Annotated in this window: 13 protein-coding genes; 5 read left to right on the forward strand and 8 right to left on the reverse strand. The window is 70.3% G+C overall.

Annotation, left to right across the window (positions count from 1 at the left end; genetic code table 11):
* Positions 1-4 precede the first annotated feature (4 nt).
* Entirely contained in the window at positions 5-430 is a 426-nt protein-coding gene (locus tag GEV28_RS07180) for a roadblock/LC7 domain-containing protein (RefSeq protein ID WP_291409853.1), read from the reverse strand.
* The gene (locus tag GEV28_RS07185; protein WP_291409855.1) at positions 427-3,444 is read right to left on the reverse strand and encodes a nitrate- and nitrite sensing domain-containing protein; all 3,018 of its coding nucleotides are present in this window, start codon (positions 3,442-3,444) and stop codon (positions 427-429) included. The genes GEV28_RS07180 and GEV28_RS07185 overlap by 4 nt, the downstream gene beginning before the upstream one ends.
* Positions 3,445-4,090: 646 nt before the next feature.
* Between GEV28_RS07185 and GEV28_RS07190 the strand changes: the two genes are divergently transcribed.
* The 4 genes from GEV28_RS07190 to GEV28_RS07205 all read left to right on the forward strand — a co-directional run bounded on the left by GEV28_RS07190 (position 4,091) and on the right by GEV28_RS07205 (position 7,703).
* Positions 4,091-5,128 carry an ABC transporter substrate-binding protein gene (locus tag GEV28_RS07190; protein WP_291409857.1) on the forward strand — a complete coding sequence of 346 codons (1,038 nt, stop codon included), beginning with the start codon at positions 4,091-4,093 and terminating at the stop codon, positions 5,126-5,128.
* A 5-nt stretch (positions 5,129-5,133) separates the two neighbouring features.
* Entirely contained in the window at positions 5,134-5,907 is a 774-nt protein-coding gene (locus GEV28_RS07195) for an ABC transporter permease (RefSeq protein WP_291409859.1), read from the forward strand.
* A 100-nt stretch (positions 5,908-6,007) separates the two neighbouring features.
* Positions 6,008-6,817, forward strand: coding sequence for an ABC transporter permease (locus GEV28_RS07200; protein ID WP_291409861.1), 810 nt, complete (start codon positions 6,008-6,010; stop codon positions 6,815-6,817).
* Position 6,818: 1 nt separating this feature from the next.
* Complete coding sequence (locus GEV28_RS07205; protein ID WP_291409863.1) at positions 6,819-7,703, forward strand: ABC transporter ATP-binding protein; 885 nt, start codon at positions 6,819-6,821, stop codon at positions 7,701-7,703.
* 83 nt (positions 7,704-7,786) lie between these two features.
* Here GEV28_RS07205 and mdlC read toward each other — a convergent pair whose 3' ends face one another.
* From mdlC to GEV28_RS07225, 4 genes are all read right to left on the reverse strand, one after another.
* Positions 7,787-9,364 (reverse strand): benzoylformate decarboxylase, encoded by a 1,578-nt coding sequence (gene mdlC / locus GEV28_RS07210; RefSeq protein WP_291409865.1) that lies wholly within the window; start codon positions 9,362-9,364, stop codon positions 7,787-7,789.
* A complete protein-coding gene (locus tag GEV28_RS07215; protein ID WP_291409867.1) occupies positions 9,361-10,578 on the reverse strand; it encodes an acyl-CoA dehydrogenase family protein in 1,218 nt (405 codons plus the stop codon). Before GEV28_RS07215 ends, mdlC begins: the two co-directional genes overlap by 4 nt.
* Positions 10,579-10,659: 81 nt before the next feature.
* On the reverse strand, positions 10,660-11,511 hold the full coding sequence (locus tag GEV28_RS07220) for a hypothetical protein (protein ID WP_291409869.1): 852 nt from the start codon (positions 11,509-11,511) through the stop codon (positions 10,660-10,662).
* Positions 11,512-11,660: 149 nt separating this feature from the next.
* A complete protein-coding gene (locus GEV28_RS07225) occupies positions 11,661-12,554 on the reverse strand; it encodes a hypothetical protein (protein WP_291409871.1) in 894 nt (297 codons plus the stop codon).
* A 32-nt stretch (positions 12,555-12,586) separates the two neighbouring features.
* Here GEV28_RS07225 and GEV28_RS07230 point away from each other — a divergent pair, with 32 nt between their 5' ends.
* Complete coding sequence (locus GEV28_RS07230; RefSeq protein WP_291409873.1) at positions 12,587-14,251, forward strand: DNA repair helicase XPB; 1,665 nt, start codon at positions 12,587-12,589, stop codon at positions 14,249-14,251.
* A gap of 104 nt (positions 14,252-14,355) precedes the next feature.
* On the opposite strand, the gene GEV28_RS07235 is transcribed toward GEV28_RS07230, so the two are convergent.
* Both GEV28_RS07235 and GEV28_RS07240 read right to left on the reverse strand, forming a co-directional pair.
* On the reverse strand, positions 14,356-14,793 hold the full coding sequence (locus GEV28_RS07235; RefSeq protein WP_291409875.1) for a PPOX class F420-dependent oxidoreductase: 438 nt from the start codon (positions 14,791-14,793) through the stop codon (positions 14,356-14,358).
* Positions 14,793-15,605: a serine hydrolase gene (locus GEV28_RS07240; RefSeq protein ID WP_291409877.1), complete on the reverse strand. Its 813-nt coding sequence runs from the start codon at positions 15,603-15,605 to the stop codon at positions 14,793-14,795. The genes GEV28_RS07235 and GEV28_RS07240 overlap by 1 nt, the downstream gene beginning before the upstream one ends.
* Positions 15,606-15,614 lie beyond the last annotated feature (9 nt).

Consider the following 15,614-nt stretch of genomic DNA (forward strand, 5'->3'; position numbering starts at 1 on the left):
ATGCTTACCTGCGCTGTGCGCCCTGTAGCTGGGCACGCAGCTCCGGAGTCATCTGCTGGCCGACGCGCTCGACCAGCAATGTCATCTCGTAGGCGACCAGCCCGATGTCGCAGTTCGGTGCGGCCAGTACCGCGAGGCACGAGCCGTCCGAGATCGACATCAGGAACAGGTATCCGCGGTCCATCTCGACCACGGTCTGGTTGACGCCGCCAGCCTCGAAGCACCTCGCGGCGCCTTGGGTGAGGCTGACCAGGCCGGAGGACACCGCCGAGAGCTGCTCGGCGCGGTCCCTCGGCAGGCCTTGCGAGCCGGCGAGCAGCAGTCCGTCCGCCGACACGACGACGGCGTGCGCCACACCGGGCACCTGACGGACGAAATCTGTGATGAGCCACCCGAAGCTTCCGGGCTGATTTGCGGACGGGGTCGTCACTCCTGCTCCTCGTCTTGACGGCTGTCCTCGGGACCGGACTGGTCACCAGCGTATGCGTCGATCAGAGCGTGCCGGCCACGCCGGACACCCTGCTGGAAGCTTGACATGCGACCTCGGACGGCATCGGCCGTGCGCGGTGGCAGTGGCGGAGCCGCTGACGTCTCCGCGACGGCCTCCGCGTGGCGCGGAGCCGCAGAGCCCGGCACGAGCTGTGCCTTGGGCACCCGCTTCGGCAGGCCCGCAGTGGTTTGGGCCTCCGGGGTGGTCTCCAGGAGCGCCTGGGCGGCCAGCCACCCGTCGTCGCCCGGCGAGGTCCACGCCGCCGGCTCCGGCTCCTGCTGCTGCTGCGGCGCCTCCTGCCGAGGCGCGGCGTGCGTGGCGTTGGAGCCGTTGGCCCCGTTCATCCCGTTCTCGACCGGCGCCCCCGCGGGCTGCTCCGGCGGCTGGGCGGGCTGGCGTGGGGTGGACCCGGTGTCCGCGGCCTCGAACCATTGCGACAGCACGGCCTCGTAGATGGGCAGTCGCTCGGTCGGCGCGTCCACACTCAGGTCCGCACCGTCCTGCGGGGGCCGGCCGGCGCCGAGCGGCGGGTAGCCGCCGACTCCGGAGTCCGTGCTCTCCACCGGGCCCGGGTCGGGCAGCGGGTTGCCGAACAGGGCCACCGTGTGCTGCTCGTCGTGCCGGCCGTTCTTCGGGCCTGGTTCGGGGTACTGGGTGGGCGGTTGCTCGGTCGACGCGCCGTTGGCGGTGGCCGAGCCGGCCCGGTCGTAGCCGAGGGTGAAGGCCGGGTATCCGGCGACCTCCTCCGGCGTCCGGTCCTGCCGGGTCTCCTGGCCCGGGTCGCCCAACGGGCCGCCGTCCGGCCGCAGCCGCGGCATGCCGCCGGTGAACGCGCCGGCGATGCCGCTGTTGCGGGTCGGCAGGTTCGGTGCGGGGGCCCCGGGTAGGCCGATGCCGCTCGGCGCGTCCGAGGCCGCCGCCAGCGACGACGTGGTGGACGTGGCGGACATCGACCGCGGCGCCTGGCCAACGGGCTGGACCAGGTCGGCCGGCACGTTGATCCGGGCGATCAGGCCGCCCTCGATGTCCTCGTTGTCCCGCAGCCGCACGATGATGTTGTGCCGCTTGGCCAGCCGGGCGACCACGTACAGACCCATGCGCCTGGTCACGGCGACGTCCAGGTCCGGCGGGTCGGCCAGGCGGGCGTTGGCCGCCTCGATCTCGTCCTCCGACATACCGACACCCTGGTCGGTGATCTGGATGGCGAGCTCCTTCTTGCGCGTCATCGCCATCCGGACGATGACCTTCTTCTCCGGCTCGGAGAAGAAGGTGGCGTTGTCCAGCAGCTCCGCGATGACGTGCACGAGGTCGGAGACCGCGCGACCCTGCACCGCGACCTCGGGCGCCGAGGCGACCTCGATCCGGGCGTAGTGCTCGACCTCGGACACTGCCGCGCCGACGACCTCGGACGCGGGCACCGGACGGTTGAGCTGGCGGGACAGGCCGGTGCCCGAGAGCACCAGCAGGCTTTCCGAGTTCCGCCGCATCCGGGTGGCCAGGTGGTCGAGCTCGAACAGGCTCGCCAGCTGGTCGGGGTCCTGCTCGTCCTGCTCCAGTCGGTCGATCAGGGACAGCTGGCGTTCGACCAGCGCCTGGGACCGGCGGGACAGGTTGACGAAGATCGAGTTGATGTTGTCGCGCAGGAGGGCCTGCTCGGTCGCCATCAGGACCGCCTGCTCCTGGACCGCGTCGAACGAGCGGGCCAGCTGGCCGGTCTCCTCGCGGGTGAACACGGCCACCGGCTCGACCGCGTGCTTGGCGGCCTCCGCGGGGTCCGGGTCGGCGAGGATTCGCTGCACCGAGGCCGGCAGCCTGCGGTTCGCGACCTCGAGCGCCTCGCGGCGCAGGATCCGCAGCGGCTTCAGCAGCGACCTGGTGACGATGGCCATCAGGGCGAGCGCGAGCAGCAGCGCCGCGAGCACGATCGCCGAGTCCCGCCAGGCCGACTGGGTCGCCGCGTCGGCGAGCCCGTTGGCATCGTCACGCAGGTCGTTGAGCAGGTCCGTCTCGACCGCGCGCAGGTGCTCCAGCGTCGCCGAGCCGGTGTTGGTCAGGTCCGCGACGCTGATGTTGAGGTCGACCGGGCTGTCCTCCGTGGAGGCCTCGGCGGACGCGATCGCCTGCGCCTTGATCCGCTGGCGGTCGTCGACCTCGCGACCGGAGACCGTGTCGGAGTAGAGCTGCAGCTGCTCGGTCGAGGCGTTAGCGCGGTAGTCGCCGAGCGCGCTGGCCGAGCTCGCCTGCGCGTCCCGGACACGCTGCAGCAGGTCACCGGGGAACTCGTTGCGGGCGGCCGCGATCTGCAGGATCGCGTTCTCCTTGCCCACGTTCTCCTTGGACTCCGACAGCGACTGGATGACGTTGCTCTCCCGGAGCAGGTTCCGGTCGGTGACCGCGGTGTTGATCTCGCGACCCAGCCGCACCAGCGCGTCGAGCACCGCGGAGTACGCGGCGAACACCGCGGAGTCCGGATATGCGGTGTCGGCGGCGGTACGCCGGATGGAGGGCAGCGCGGACAGCCGCTGCAGGCCGATGTTGTAGCGCTGCTTGGCGGCCTCGTCGTCGGTGTCGAGCCCGCGGGCCGCGGCCTGCGCCGACTCCACCGCCTGGTCCACCAGGTTGACCTGGGTGTCCAGCTCGGTGCGGGCGCCCTGCCGACCGTTGGCGACCCGGGCGACCGAGATCGTGCGCTCCTTCTGGAGCTCGTGCACGACGCTGGTCACGTTCCGGGCCAGGTCGACCTGGCTCACGGTCTGGTGGAACTCGGCGGCGCGATCGAGGTCCACGCTTGCGCGCAGCCCGCCGAGGATCAACGCGGTGAGCGTCGGCACGACGATGACGGCGATGACCTTGGTGCGCAGCCGCCAGTTGCGCATCCGCAGGCGGGAGCCGCCCTTCATGGCGCTCGCCGGGCCGGCCGAACGGCGGCCGGGCACGGGGTTCTGGTCAGGCACGGCGGCACCATAGTCGGTGCGGTTGCCAGCGCGGGGTGGGACGTCAGCAGTGTGGTCGGGCACTCCCAGCACTCTCCCTGGTTGTCAAGCCGGTAGCCCGCCAGCTCGAACGGACAAGTACCCCAGTGAGGACGCCGACCCACCGGGCGCCCCCAGCGGTCGCACACCCATGCAGCTCCACTCCCCAGCTCCCACTGCCGGGAAGCACGCGCAAGAACATTCGGGCGCGCTCCTTAACCGCTTCGATGAACCTCTACCTCTTCTGTGGCCACAGAAGGTAGCGGAGTCTACCCGTGGATGTAAGCCCTCCGGACGGATGGTCACACATCAGGGTCTAAAAAGTCACACCCAGACAACAATTTTTCTCGATCGGTCTAGCTTGCGACCGCCACCAACGGGTGATAGAGATCCCTTACAGTAGCCGCGTGATCGCAGGTCGTGACGTCTGTTTGTCACCAACATCCACTCTCCGCATCTCAGACGGCTCCTGACATGCCGAGATTCACCCGGAGTCATCACCTGGATAGCAGAACACGGGCACTGATTGTGACGTCGGGGAGACACTCTCTAGAGTGGCGACCTGGTGTACGGGGCACCACCCATGTTGGCTTTTCACGACAACCCTCACCCATGAGGAGAGGCTCCAATGCCGAACGGCGTCACCGGGCGCGGTCTCCGCTCCCGTCTTCCCATAGTCGCGACCGCGTTGACGCTGGTCACGACACTGACAAGCTGCGGCCTGCTAGGCGGCTCCGATGAGGAGTCCGAGCCCACCGGGACCGGCGGCAGCGGCCCGGAGAAGGCCTCCATCAAGGTCTCGATCATGAAGACCACCGACCTCGCGCCGTTCCACCTGGCGATGAAGGAAGGCTTCTTCAAGGACGAAGGCCTCAACATCGAGTTCGTCCAGGCACCCAGTGGTGGCGAGTCGGTGACCAAGCTGGTCGCCGGCGAGGTCGACATCGCCTACGCCAGCTACACCCCCTTCTTCCTGGCCGAGAGCAAGGGCGCGGCGCAGAAGAACGACGGCATCAAGATCGTCGCCGACGCCTCCTCGGCAGGTCCGGGCAGCACGATGGTCGTGGCAACGCCGGACTCGTCGGTCAAGTCCGTCAAGGACATGGCCGGCAAGCGGGTCGCGGTCACCGCCACCGGCACCATCTCCGACCTGCTCACGATGTCGACGCTCAAGACCAACGGCGTGGACTACTCGAGCATCAAGTGGGTGAACACCCCCTTCCCGGACACCGCGAAGCGGTTGAAGGCCAAGGAGGTGGACGCGGCGTTCGTCACCGAGCCGTTCATCCAGGACGCGATGAAGAATGCGGGCGCGCAGCCGATCTTCGACACCGCCGTCGGCCCGACCGCTGACATGCCGACCGCTGGCTGGGGTTCGACCGGCAAGTTCGTCAAGGAGAACCCGAACACCATCGCCGCGTTCCAGCGCGCGATGCAGAAGGGCACCGACCTCGCGCTGTCCGACCGTTCGCTGGTCGAGCCGCTGCTGGTCGAGTTCTCCGGCGTCGACGAGGACACCGCGAAGATGGCGACCCTGCTGACCTTCCAGTCCAAGCTCGACGCGACCCGCATCCAGCGGGTGCCGGACCTGATGCTGGAGTTCGGCGTCATCAAGAACACGCTCGACGCGTCGAAGATGGTCATCGCCTCGGCGCCTGCCAGCTGAGTTCGTTGCGTCCGATATATCGAAACCTGATCGGGCTGGTCGGCTTCTTCCTGATCTGGGAAGGAGCCGTCCGGCTCGACCTGATCGAGCGGGTCTTCCTGCCCACGCCGACAGACGTGTTCGCCACGCTCGCCGACCTGCTCGGTCAGGAGACCTTCGTCCGTGACGTGATCGCGACCGTCCTGGCGTGGCTCATCGCGCTGGCGGTCGCGATCGCGATCGCGGTCCCGGCGGGTCTGCTGCTCGGCAGCCTCCCGTCCGTCCGGATGGCGACCCGGGTGCTGGTGGAGTTCCTCCGCCCGATCCCCCCGGTCGCGCTCATCCCCCTGATCATCATGACGCTCGGCTCCGGACCCGAGGCGAAGGTCACGCTCGCCGTGTACGCGTCGGTGTGGCCGATCCTGTTCAACATCATCTACGCGCTCGACGACATCGACCCGCTGCTCGTGGACACCGCGCGGTCGTTCGGCAACAGCCGGCTGCGGGTCGCGGCCACGGTCGCCCTGCCGCACGCGGCGCCGTTCGCGTTCACGGGCCTGCGGCTGTCCGCGGCGATCGCGCTGATCGTGACCGTGTCGACGGAGTACCTGGCCGGCAGTGACCTGGGCGTCGGCGCGTTCATCATCAACGGGGCGAACAGCGTCGGGGCCATGGACGAGGTGCTCGCCGGCACGATCGTCATCGGCGCCGTCGGCTACCTGATCAACGAGGGCCTCGAACGGCTCGGCAACCGGATGTTCCGGTGGAGCGACACCACCCGTGCGGAGGCTCTGACGTGAGCGAGCTTGCGCGCGAACCATGGATACAGGGCGAGCTTGCGCGCGAACCATGGATACAGGGCGACCGCGAGCGGCTCGACCGAGCCTGCGAGGGGGAGACGTGAGGCGGGTATCCGGCTTCGCCGTGCGGTGGATCGTGTTCGCGGTCGCCGTCGTGCTGTGGCAGCTCGCCACCCAGGCCGCCGACGACCCCTTCTTCCCGACCCCGTGGCAGATCCTGCGACGCTGCAACGAGCTGTGGCTCACGACCACCACCGGCGGCTTCGGGCTCGCCGACACGGTGTTCGACGACATCCTCCCGAGCATCGGCCGGGTGCTGCTCGGCTGGGCGCTCGCGGCCGTCATCGGCATCGTCATCGGCACCGCGCTCGGCCGGTCCAGGACCGGCATGGACTACGTCGGGCCGCTGTTCGCGTTCTTCCGGGCGCTGCCCTCGCCGGCGCTGCTGCCGGTGTTCCTGATCCTGTTCGGCATCGAGTCCGGCATGAAGCTCGCGCTGATCTTGTTCGCCGCGGTCTGGCCGATCCTGATGAACACGGTGGACGGGGTGCGCTCGGTCGACGCGGTGAAGACCGATACGGCCAAATCGTTTCGTACGCCGCGAACCCAGTGGGTGATGATGGTGGTGCTGCCGGCGGCGCTGCCCAAGATCTTCGCCGGGTTGCGGCTGAGCCTCGCGATCTCGGTGATCCTGATGGTGGTGTCCGAGATGGTCGGCGTCACCAGCGGCATCGGCTACCAGCTGCGCAACGCGCAGTCGCAGTTCGAGTTCACGACGATGTGGGCCTGGATCGTGCTGCTGGGCATCATCGGGTACGGGCTCAACCTCGCGCTGCTCGCCGTGGAGCGTCGCGCGCTTCGCTGGCAGCCCACGCGGGCCGCCGTACAGACCGCCAAGGTAGGAGGCTGACATGCCGACCATGCTGGAGGTGCGCGACCTCGCGCACCGGTACGGCGCCGGGTCCGGCGCGCACGTGGCGGTGTCGGAGCTCACGTTCACCGTCGCCGAGGACGAGCTCGCGTGCATCGTGGGGCCGTCCGGGTGCGGCAAGTCGACGCTGCTCCGCTGCATCGCGGGGCTGATCAAGCCGTCCGCGGGCTCGGTGACCCTGCACGGCGACCCGGTGCTCGGCGTGCCGGACGACCTGGCGGTCGTGTTCCAGGACTACAGCCGGTCGCTGTTCCCGTGGCTGTCGGTCCGCGGCAACGTCGAGTTTCCGCTGCGCACGAGGGTGTCCAGCCGGTCCGCGCGGCGGGCGCGGGCGCTGGAGGCGCTCGCGTGGGTCGGGCTCTCCGACGCCGCGGGCAAGTACCCGTGGCAGCTGTCGGGCGGCATGCAGCAACGGGTGTCGATCGCCAGGGCGCTGGCCTGCCAGCCGGCGCTGCTGCTGATGGACGAGCCGTTCGCCTCGGTGGACGCGCAGACCCGCGGCGAGCTGGAGGACCTGCTGCTGCGGGTCCGCCGGGAGCACGGGAGCACCGTGCTGCTGGTCACCCACGACATCGACGAGAGCGTCTACCTCGGTGACCGGGTACTGGTCCTGTCCCGCTCGCCCGCGTCGATCATGGCGGACCTGACCGTGGACCTCCCGGCCGAGCGGGACCAGATCACGACCCGCGGGTCGGCCACGTTCGTGGAGCTGCGCACCGAGATCGCCCGCCTCCTGCACGACAGGACCCCGGTCGCCGGCGCGGAGCCGGCCGCCGTCGAGTCGGGCAGGTCGGAGAACGAACGTGCCGCGGAGCGCTTCCTCGATGCCGAGCGCGAAGAGGTCCGCCAGCGGTCCGCCCACTGACCCCGCGAGTCCAACCTCCAGGACCCGCGAGTCCAACACCCAGAACCCGCGAGTCCTACCTTCAGGACTCGCGGGTTCGGCCGTCAGTAGAGAACAGTCGGGTTCGGGTCCACGTGGACGTGGACCACCGTGGGGCGGTCGTCGGCCAGGGCGCTCGTCAGGGCCGACTTCAGCTCGTGCGGGTGCTCGACCCGGTGGGTGTGGCAGCCCATGCTCGCCGCCAGCCCGGTGAAGTCGATCCCGCCAAGCTCGACGCCCGGCATCTTGCCGTTCTCCGGGCCGGCCAGGATGTCGACCGCCGCGTACTGGGCGTTGTCCACGATCACGAACGTCACCGGCAGGTGCTCGCGGGCCGCGGTCCACAAGGCCTGGATGCTGTACATGCTCGACCCGTCGCCGAGCACCGCGACCACCTTGCGGTCCGGCGCGCCGAGCGCCGCCCCGACCGCGGCCGGCAGGCCGTAGCCCAGCGCGCCGCCGCCCGTACTCAGCAAGCCCGTGCGCTTGGCCCGCACCGGCAGGTACTCCCGGCGCACCAGCAGGTGGCTCGGGATCTCCTCGACCAGCAGGACGTCCTCGGCGAGCTCGTCGGCCATCGTCGCGAAGACCCACTCGGCCGTGATCGGCACCGACTCCGGCGGGCGGGGCCTGCGGGTGCGGCCGGCGGGGACCGGCCGGGACGGCTCGGTCAGCGAGTCCGCCAGGGCACGGATCGCGGCACGCACGCCGGAGCGGATGCCGACGCCCACCCGGGCCCTGGCGAGCACCTGCTCGTCGTCGCTGACCAGGAACAGCGCGGGCAGCGTCCGGTCCGACGAGCCGCGGTACACGTGGTACAGGAACACCGGCGCGCCCAGCACGACCACGAGGTCGTGGCCGTGCAGCGCCTCGACGGTGCCGCGCTCCTCCGGCGGCAGGAAGCCCAGGAACTGCGGGTGGTCCTCCGGGAACGAGCTCCGCCACGACATCGGGCTCGCCCACACCCCGGCCCGCACCCGCTCGGCGAGCTCGACCACGTCGGGTATCGCGCCCTCGGCGTCCACACCCGGGCCCACGACCAGCACCGGGTTGGTGGCGGCGGTCAGCGCGGACACCAGCTCGGCCAGTGCGGACGGGTCCGGCCCGAAGCCGGGGATCGCCGGGCGCACGGGCAGCGGGTCGGCCTCGGCGTCCCAGTCGTCGGCCGGGACCGACACGAACACCGGACCGAACGGCGGCTGGGTCGCGACGTGGTAGGCCCGCGCGATCGCCCCCGGCACGTCCTGCGCCCGCGCCGGCTCGACGGCCCATTTCACGTACGGGCGCGGGAAGCTCGGCGCGTCGAGGGCACCCAGGAACGGCTCCCCCGGCAGCAGCGAGCGCACCTGCTGGCCGGCCAGCACGATCATCGGGGTGTTGTTGCGGTACGCGGTGAACACGTGCCCGAGCCCGTGCCCGACCCCGCCTGCCGAGTGCAGGTTGACCAGGACCGCCCGGCCACCGGCGTGCGCGTAGCCGTCGGCCATCGCGACGCAGATCGACTCCTGCAGGCCGAGCACGTACCGGAAGTCCTCGGGAAAGCCCCTGAGGAAACCGATTTCCGTGGTGCCCGGGTTCCCGAAGATCGTCGTCAGGCCCAATGAGCGCAACAGGTCCCTGGTGACGTCCCGAACCGTCGTCATGACTTGGCCCGGCTGTCGGGGCCCGTCTCGTCGAAGTTGATGACCGGGGCGATCTCGACGCCCAGCGCGCTCGCGCCGATGATCTTGCGGGCCGCCTGGTTGCCCATCGGCATGAAGGTGCCGGCCTGGGCGTCGCGCCACATTCGCTCGTACGGGAGCTTGCGCGAGAAGCTCGCCCCGCCCAGCACGTCGACCAGCCTGCGCAGCACCAGCGTCGCGTTGTTGCTCGCCACGTACTTCACCAGCGCGCAGCGGGCGATCCCCTCCTGCACACCGAGGTCGAACAGCCGCCGCGAGGCGACCTCCTCGGCGTGCCGGTAGTTGAGCGCGCGGGAGCTCTCGACGAGGATCTCGCACTCGCCGATAGTGTCCTGCACCAGCGGGTCGGTGCCCTTGCCGCGGGCCGCCAGCTGGGTGGCGGTCCACTCGAGCGCGCCGGCGGCGATGCCGGTGTAGACCGCCGCGAACGCGCCCATCGCCCACGACCACACGGTCTCGAAGACCCGCGCGTCGAGGTGGCCGACCGGCAGCGAGTGCACGACATCCTCGTCGGCGACGAACACGTCCTCGTAGCCGACGTCGTTGCTCTGCGTGCCGCGCATGCCCATGGTGTCCCACGTCTGGTGGATCGTGACACCCGGATCGTTCAGCGCGACCCGGCACAGCACCAGCCGCGGGCCGCCCTCGGCCTCCTCGTAGCGGGCCGTCGTGGAGCAGTGCGTGGCCACCGCGGTGTTGGTGGCGTAGGCCTTGCGGCCGGTGAGCCGGAAGCCGCCGTCGACCTTGACCGCCACGGTCTTCGCGTCGGTCATGTCGTTGCGCATGCCGGGCTCGCTGGTGACCGACGCCCAGATCAGCTTGTCCTCCGCGGCCTGCTTGAGGAGGTCGGCGAGCCGCGGGTTCTTGGTGCGCCGCCAGACGCTGGCCCACTGGCCGATGGGTGAGATGTGCATCGCCACGGCGAGCGCGGTCGAGCCGTCACCCATGGCGAGCCGTTCCAGGACCGGCACCAGCTCCTCGAGCGAGGCGCCCTGGCCACCGAGCTCTGTGGGGACGGTGAGCCGCAGGAAACCCGCGGCACGCAGGTCGTCGTAGTTCTCGCGCGGGAACGTGTTGTCCCGGTCGTGCTCGGGCGCGCGCTCGGCGAACGTGTCCGCGAGCTTCCCTGCGATGTCGACGAGTTCTTGCTGACGTGGCGTGAGGCAGCGGTTCACCCGATCAAGCTACCTCACGGAAAACGTGTTCCCGCCCGAACCTCGGCTCGGGCGGGAACACGCTCGAATCCACCGGCCGAGCTAGCCCGCGTTGGCTCCCGCGGCCACCCGGCAGATGGTCTGCTTGGGGTCGGAGTAGACGAGCGCGTTGGGCGCGTCCTCCGGTCCGCAGTCCTCCGCCTTGCCCGTGTTGGTCACCTTGGAGACCTTGTAGTCCGCCGAGGCACAGTCGGCCCGGACGTCCTGCTGGGTGTCCTCCTTGAAGCATTCACCCACCTTGGCGTTGAGGGTGAGGCAGAGCTTGAACCCGTCCTCCTCGGTGTACTCGACGTAGTCACCTTCGGGGCACGAGTCGGTGTCGCTCTCCTTCTTGGCGCCGACCTTGTAGACCGCCTCCTGGGTGGTGCAGTCGATCTTCTCGATGTCGGCGTTGGTGGTGCTGGCGTTGTTGACCTTGATGCAGTCGCCGGTCTCCGCGCTGGACGCGGACTTGGTCTGCGACCAGATCACGCCGACGACGACGACGGCGAGCACCACGACACCGATGACGATCTTGATGACCTTGCTTTTGTCGCCCTTCTTGGGTGTGGGCGCGGCGGGCGCGCCGGCCGCCGGGAAGCTGCCCGGCGGCTGCTGGCCACCCTGCGAGCCGAACGACTGGCCGCCGGGCGGGGTCTGCGGCCCACCGGGACCACCGGAGCCGCCACCGGGCGGACCGTACGGGCCGCCGGGACCACCCGGGCCGCCACCGGGACCACCCGGACCGCCGTAGCCCTGCTGACCGCCCTGCTGGCCGCCCGGGGGCGTCTGCGGCGGGCGACCGCCGCCGGGCGGGCCGTAGGGACCGGGCTGGCCGTAGGGGCCGCCCTGCTGGCCTCCCTGCGGCTGCTGGCCGTAAGGGCCGCCGGGCGGCGGATAGTTGGGGCTGTTCATGAGCACCTCGCGGATCTCTGGTTGCCGACCAGATCAAGAGAGTCCTGTACGGAGAGCAGCAATGTACGCGGTGGCACCGACACGTGTGGGCGGAACCCGACGAACTGGTCGGAACGAACACCGTCCGTCATCGCGCGGTCGCGCAGATGTCAACCTGTTGCGGATCTACAGACCACCATCGGGGGTTCGGCATATGCCAGCGCGTTCTCCGCGTCGGCGCCGCACTGGCCGGGGTCCGCGCTTCCCTCGTGGACCGCGGACACCGAGTAGCTCGCGTCCGCCGACCCGCACTCGACCCGCTTGTCCTCCTGCGAGGTCTCGTTGAAGCAGTCACCCTCCTTGGCGTTGAGGGTGAGACAGAGCTTGAAGCTGCCCGTCTCGGTGTACTCGACGTAGTCGCCCTCGGGGCAGTCCTCGGTGTCGCTGTCCCGCTTGACGCCGACCTTGTAGACGGCGAGCGGGTCGGCGCAGTCGATGGTCTCGATGTCGGCCGCGGTCGCGCTGGCGTTGTTGACCTTGATGCAGTCGCCGGCGTCGGTGGCCTCGCCCGGGTCCACCGGAGTGTCCTCTGTGGTCTCCTCGGTCGGCTCGGACTCGTCGCTCCCCGGCGCCGACTGCTCGGTGGTCTTCGAGCCGTCGGCGTCGCTCGGCGTGTCGTCGCCACGGGTCAGCACGAACACCCCGGCGCCCGCGCCGATGAGCACGAGCACGGCGATCACCACGATGATGATGGCGGTTTTGTTGTTCTTGGGCGGTTCGGGCGGTTCGTACTGCCCGAAGCCGCCGCCGGGCCGCTGGCCGGGCTGCTGGCCGTATGGTTGGCCGTAGGAATGCTGCTGGCCGTACGGTTGTTGCTGGCCGTAGGGCTGCTGTCCGCCGTAGGAGGGTTGCCCGCCGCCGTAGGGCTGGGTCGGCTGCTGGCCGTACCCGCCCGGCTGCTGCCCGTATCTGCCGGGTTGGCCCTGACCCGGCTGCTGGCCGTAGGGGTTGGGCTGATGCCCGTAGGGTCCTGGCTGTGACGACGGGTACGGCGGCGTTGTCATGATGGCAAATCTAGACGAGGAGACCGCGAGACGTGACCGATGGCCCACTGATCGTGCAGTCCGACAAGACATTGCTGCTCGAGGTCGACCATCCCGGTGCCGGCGACGCGCGGATCGCCATCGCGCCGTTCGCCGAGCTGGAGCGGGCGCCCGAGCACGTGCACACCTACCGCGTGACGCCGCTGGCGCTGTGGAACGCCCGTGCCGCCGGACATGACGCCGAGCAGGTCGTCGACGCGCTGACGCGGTTCTCCCGCTACCCCGTGCCGCAGCCGTTGCTGATCGACATCGTCGACACGATGGGCCGGTTCGGCAGGCTGCAGCTGCAGAACCACCCCGCGCACGGGCTCACGATGTCCACGACCGACCGCGCGGTGCTCGAGGAAGTGTTGCGGCACAAGAAGATCGCGCCGATGCTCGGCGACCGCGTCGACGACGACACGGTCATCGTGCACCCCAGCGAGCGCGGGCGGCTCAAGCAGGTGCTGCTGAAGGTCGGCTGGCCGGCCGAGGACCTCGCCGGATACGTCGACGGGGAGCACCACCCGATCGCGCTGCGCGAGGAGGGGTGGCAGCTGCGCGACTACCAGCGCCAGGCGGCGGAGACGTTCTGGGCCGGCGGGTCCGGCGTGGTCGTGCTGCCCTGTGGCGCCGGCAAGACTCTGGTGGGCGCCGCGGCGATGGCCGAGGCCCAGGCCACCACGCTCATCCTGGTGACCAACACCGTCGCCGGCCGGCAGTGGAAGCGGGAGCTGGTCGCGCGCACGACGCTCACCGAGGAGGAGATCGGCGAGTACTCGGGCGAGCGCAAGGAGATCCGGCCGGTCACCATCGCCACCTACCAGGTCATGACCCGCAAGTCCAAGGGCGAGTACCGGCATCTGGAGCTGTTCGACTCGCGCGACTGGGGCCTGGTCGTCTACGACGAGGTGCACCTGCTGCCCGCGCCCGTCTTCCGCATGACGGCCGACCTGCAGTCGCGCAGGCGGCTCGGCCTGACGGCCACCCTGGTCCGCGAGGACGGCCGCGAGGGCGACGTCTTCTCGCTGATCGGCCCGAAACGCTACGACGTGCCGTGGCGTGACATCGAGGCACAGGGCTGGATCGCGCCTGCGGAGTGCATCGAGGTACGCGTGACGCTCACCGACAGCGAGCGCCTGGCCTACGCGACCGCCGAGCCGGAGGAGCGGTACAAGCTGTGCTCCACGGTCGAGACGAAGGTTCCGGTGGTGCAGAAGATCCTGGCGAGGCACCCCGACGATCCCACGCTGGTGATCGGGGCGTACCTGGACCAGCTCGAGGAGTTGGGCGCGGTGCTGGAGGTCCCGATCATCCAGGGCTCGACCCGCAACGCCGAGCGTGAGCGCCTCTTCGACCTGTTCCGCCGCGGCGAGCTGCGGACACTGGTGGTGTCCAAGGTGGCCAACTTCTCCATCGACCTGCCGGAGGCCACGGTCGCCGTGCAGGTGTCGGGCACCTTCGGCTCGCGCCAGGAGGAGGCCCAGCGGCTCGGCAGGCTGTTGCGCCCCAAGGAGGACGGCCGGCAGGCCCACTTCTACTCGGTGGTGTCGCGCGACACGCTGGACACGGACTACGCCGCGCACCGGCAGCGGTTCCTGGCCGAGCAGGGCTACGCCTACACGATCCGCGACGCGGACGACTTCCTCGGCCCGGCCCTCCCGGAGGTCGCCGGCTGAGCGTCGGACTCGCGGGTCCCGAGCGTTGGACTCGCGGGTCCTGAGCGTTGGACTCGCGGGTCCTGAGCGTCGGACTCGCGGGTCCTGGGCGTTGGACTCGCGGGTCAGCCGGCGAGGTCGGCCTCGGCGATCACCTTGGTGATCGTGCCGATGACCAGGAGCTCGCCCGGCACGGCGTTGCGGCGGCCGAGCTCCTCTCCCCGTTCCGCGCCCAGGTAGCGGGCTCCCAGCCTGGTGGCCCAGGCGAGCAGGTCGCCCGGCTCCTCGGTGAGCTCCGCGTGGGCGTGGAAGATCACGTACGAGAACGGCGGCCCGTCGCTGTCGACGCACATCGAGAACCGCGGGTCGCGGCGCAAAGCCTTGCCCTTCACCGTGTTCGCGCCGGTGTTGAACAGGATTCGGTCGACTCCGTCCGACGAGTCGATGAGGAACCAGACCGGTGCCACGTGCGGCGCGCCGTCGGCGCGGACCGTCGCCACTTTGCCCGTCCGGGTGCCGTGCATCGCGAACGCCAGCCACTCGTCGCGCTCCATGCGGTGCATCAGGCGAGCTCCGCCAGCACGGCGTCGGCGAGCTCCGGCCACGCGTCGACCGCCCACTGGCCGAACGTCCGGTCGGTGAGGACCACACAGGACACCCGCGCCTCCGGGTCCACCCACAGAAACGTGCCCGACTGCCCGAAGTGCCCGAACGTCCGGGGCGAGCTGTTCTTGCCCGTCCAGTGTGGACTCTTGTGGTCCCGCAGCTCGAAGCCCAGCCCCCAGTCGTTCTCCTTCTGGTAGCCGAACCCGGGCAGCACGCCGGCAAGCCCGGGGAACGCCACCGTCGTGGCCTCCGCGAGGGTGGCCGGCGAGAGCAGCGTCGGTGCCTGCAGCTCGGCCGCGAACAGCACCAGGTCGTCGCATGTGGACACCGCGCCCGCGGCCGCGGTGCCGGCCAGGCGGGACGACGTCATGCCCAGCGGCCCGAGCACCGCCTCGGTCAGGTACTCGGCGAAGGGGATCCCGGACGCCTCGTGCACGGTGTCGGCGAGGACCTCGAAGCCGGGGTTGGAGTACAGCCGCCGGTTGCCGGGTGCCGCGACCACCTTGTGCTCGTCGAACGCCAGGCCGGACGTGTGCGCGATCAGGTGCCGAACCGTGGCACCGGACGGGCCCGCCGGCTGGTCCCACTCGACCGCGCCCTCCTCGACCGCGATCAGCGTCGCGTACGCGGTGAGCAGCTTGGTCACCGACGCCAGCGTGAGCTCCCGGGACATCGGCCCCTGGGAAGCCAGCACCGAACCGTCCGCGGCGACCACCGCCGCGGCGGCGTTGTCCACCGGCCAGCCGGCCACCGCACGCACACTCTCCATGCCGCCGAC

Origin of the sequence: Actinophytocola sp. (genome assembly GCF_009379765.1) — a bacterium.
Lineage (GTDB): Bacteria > Actinomycetota > Actinomycetes > Mycobacteriales > Pseudonocardiaceae > Actinophytocola.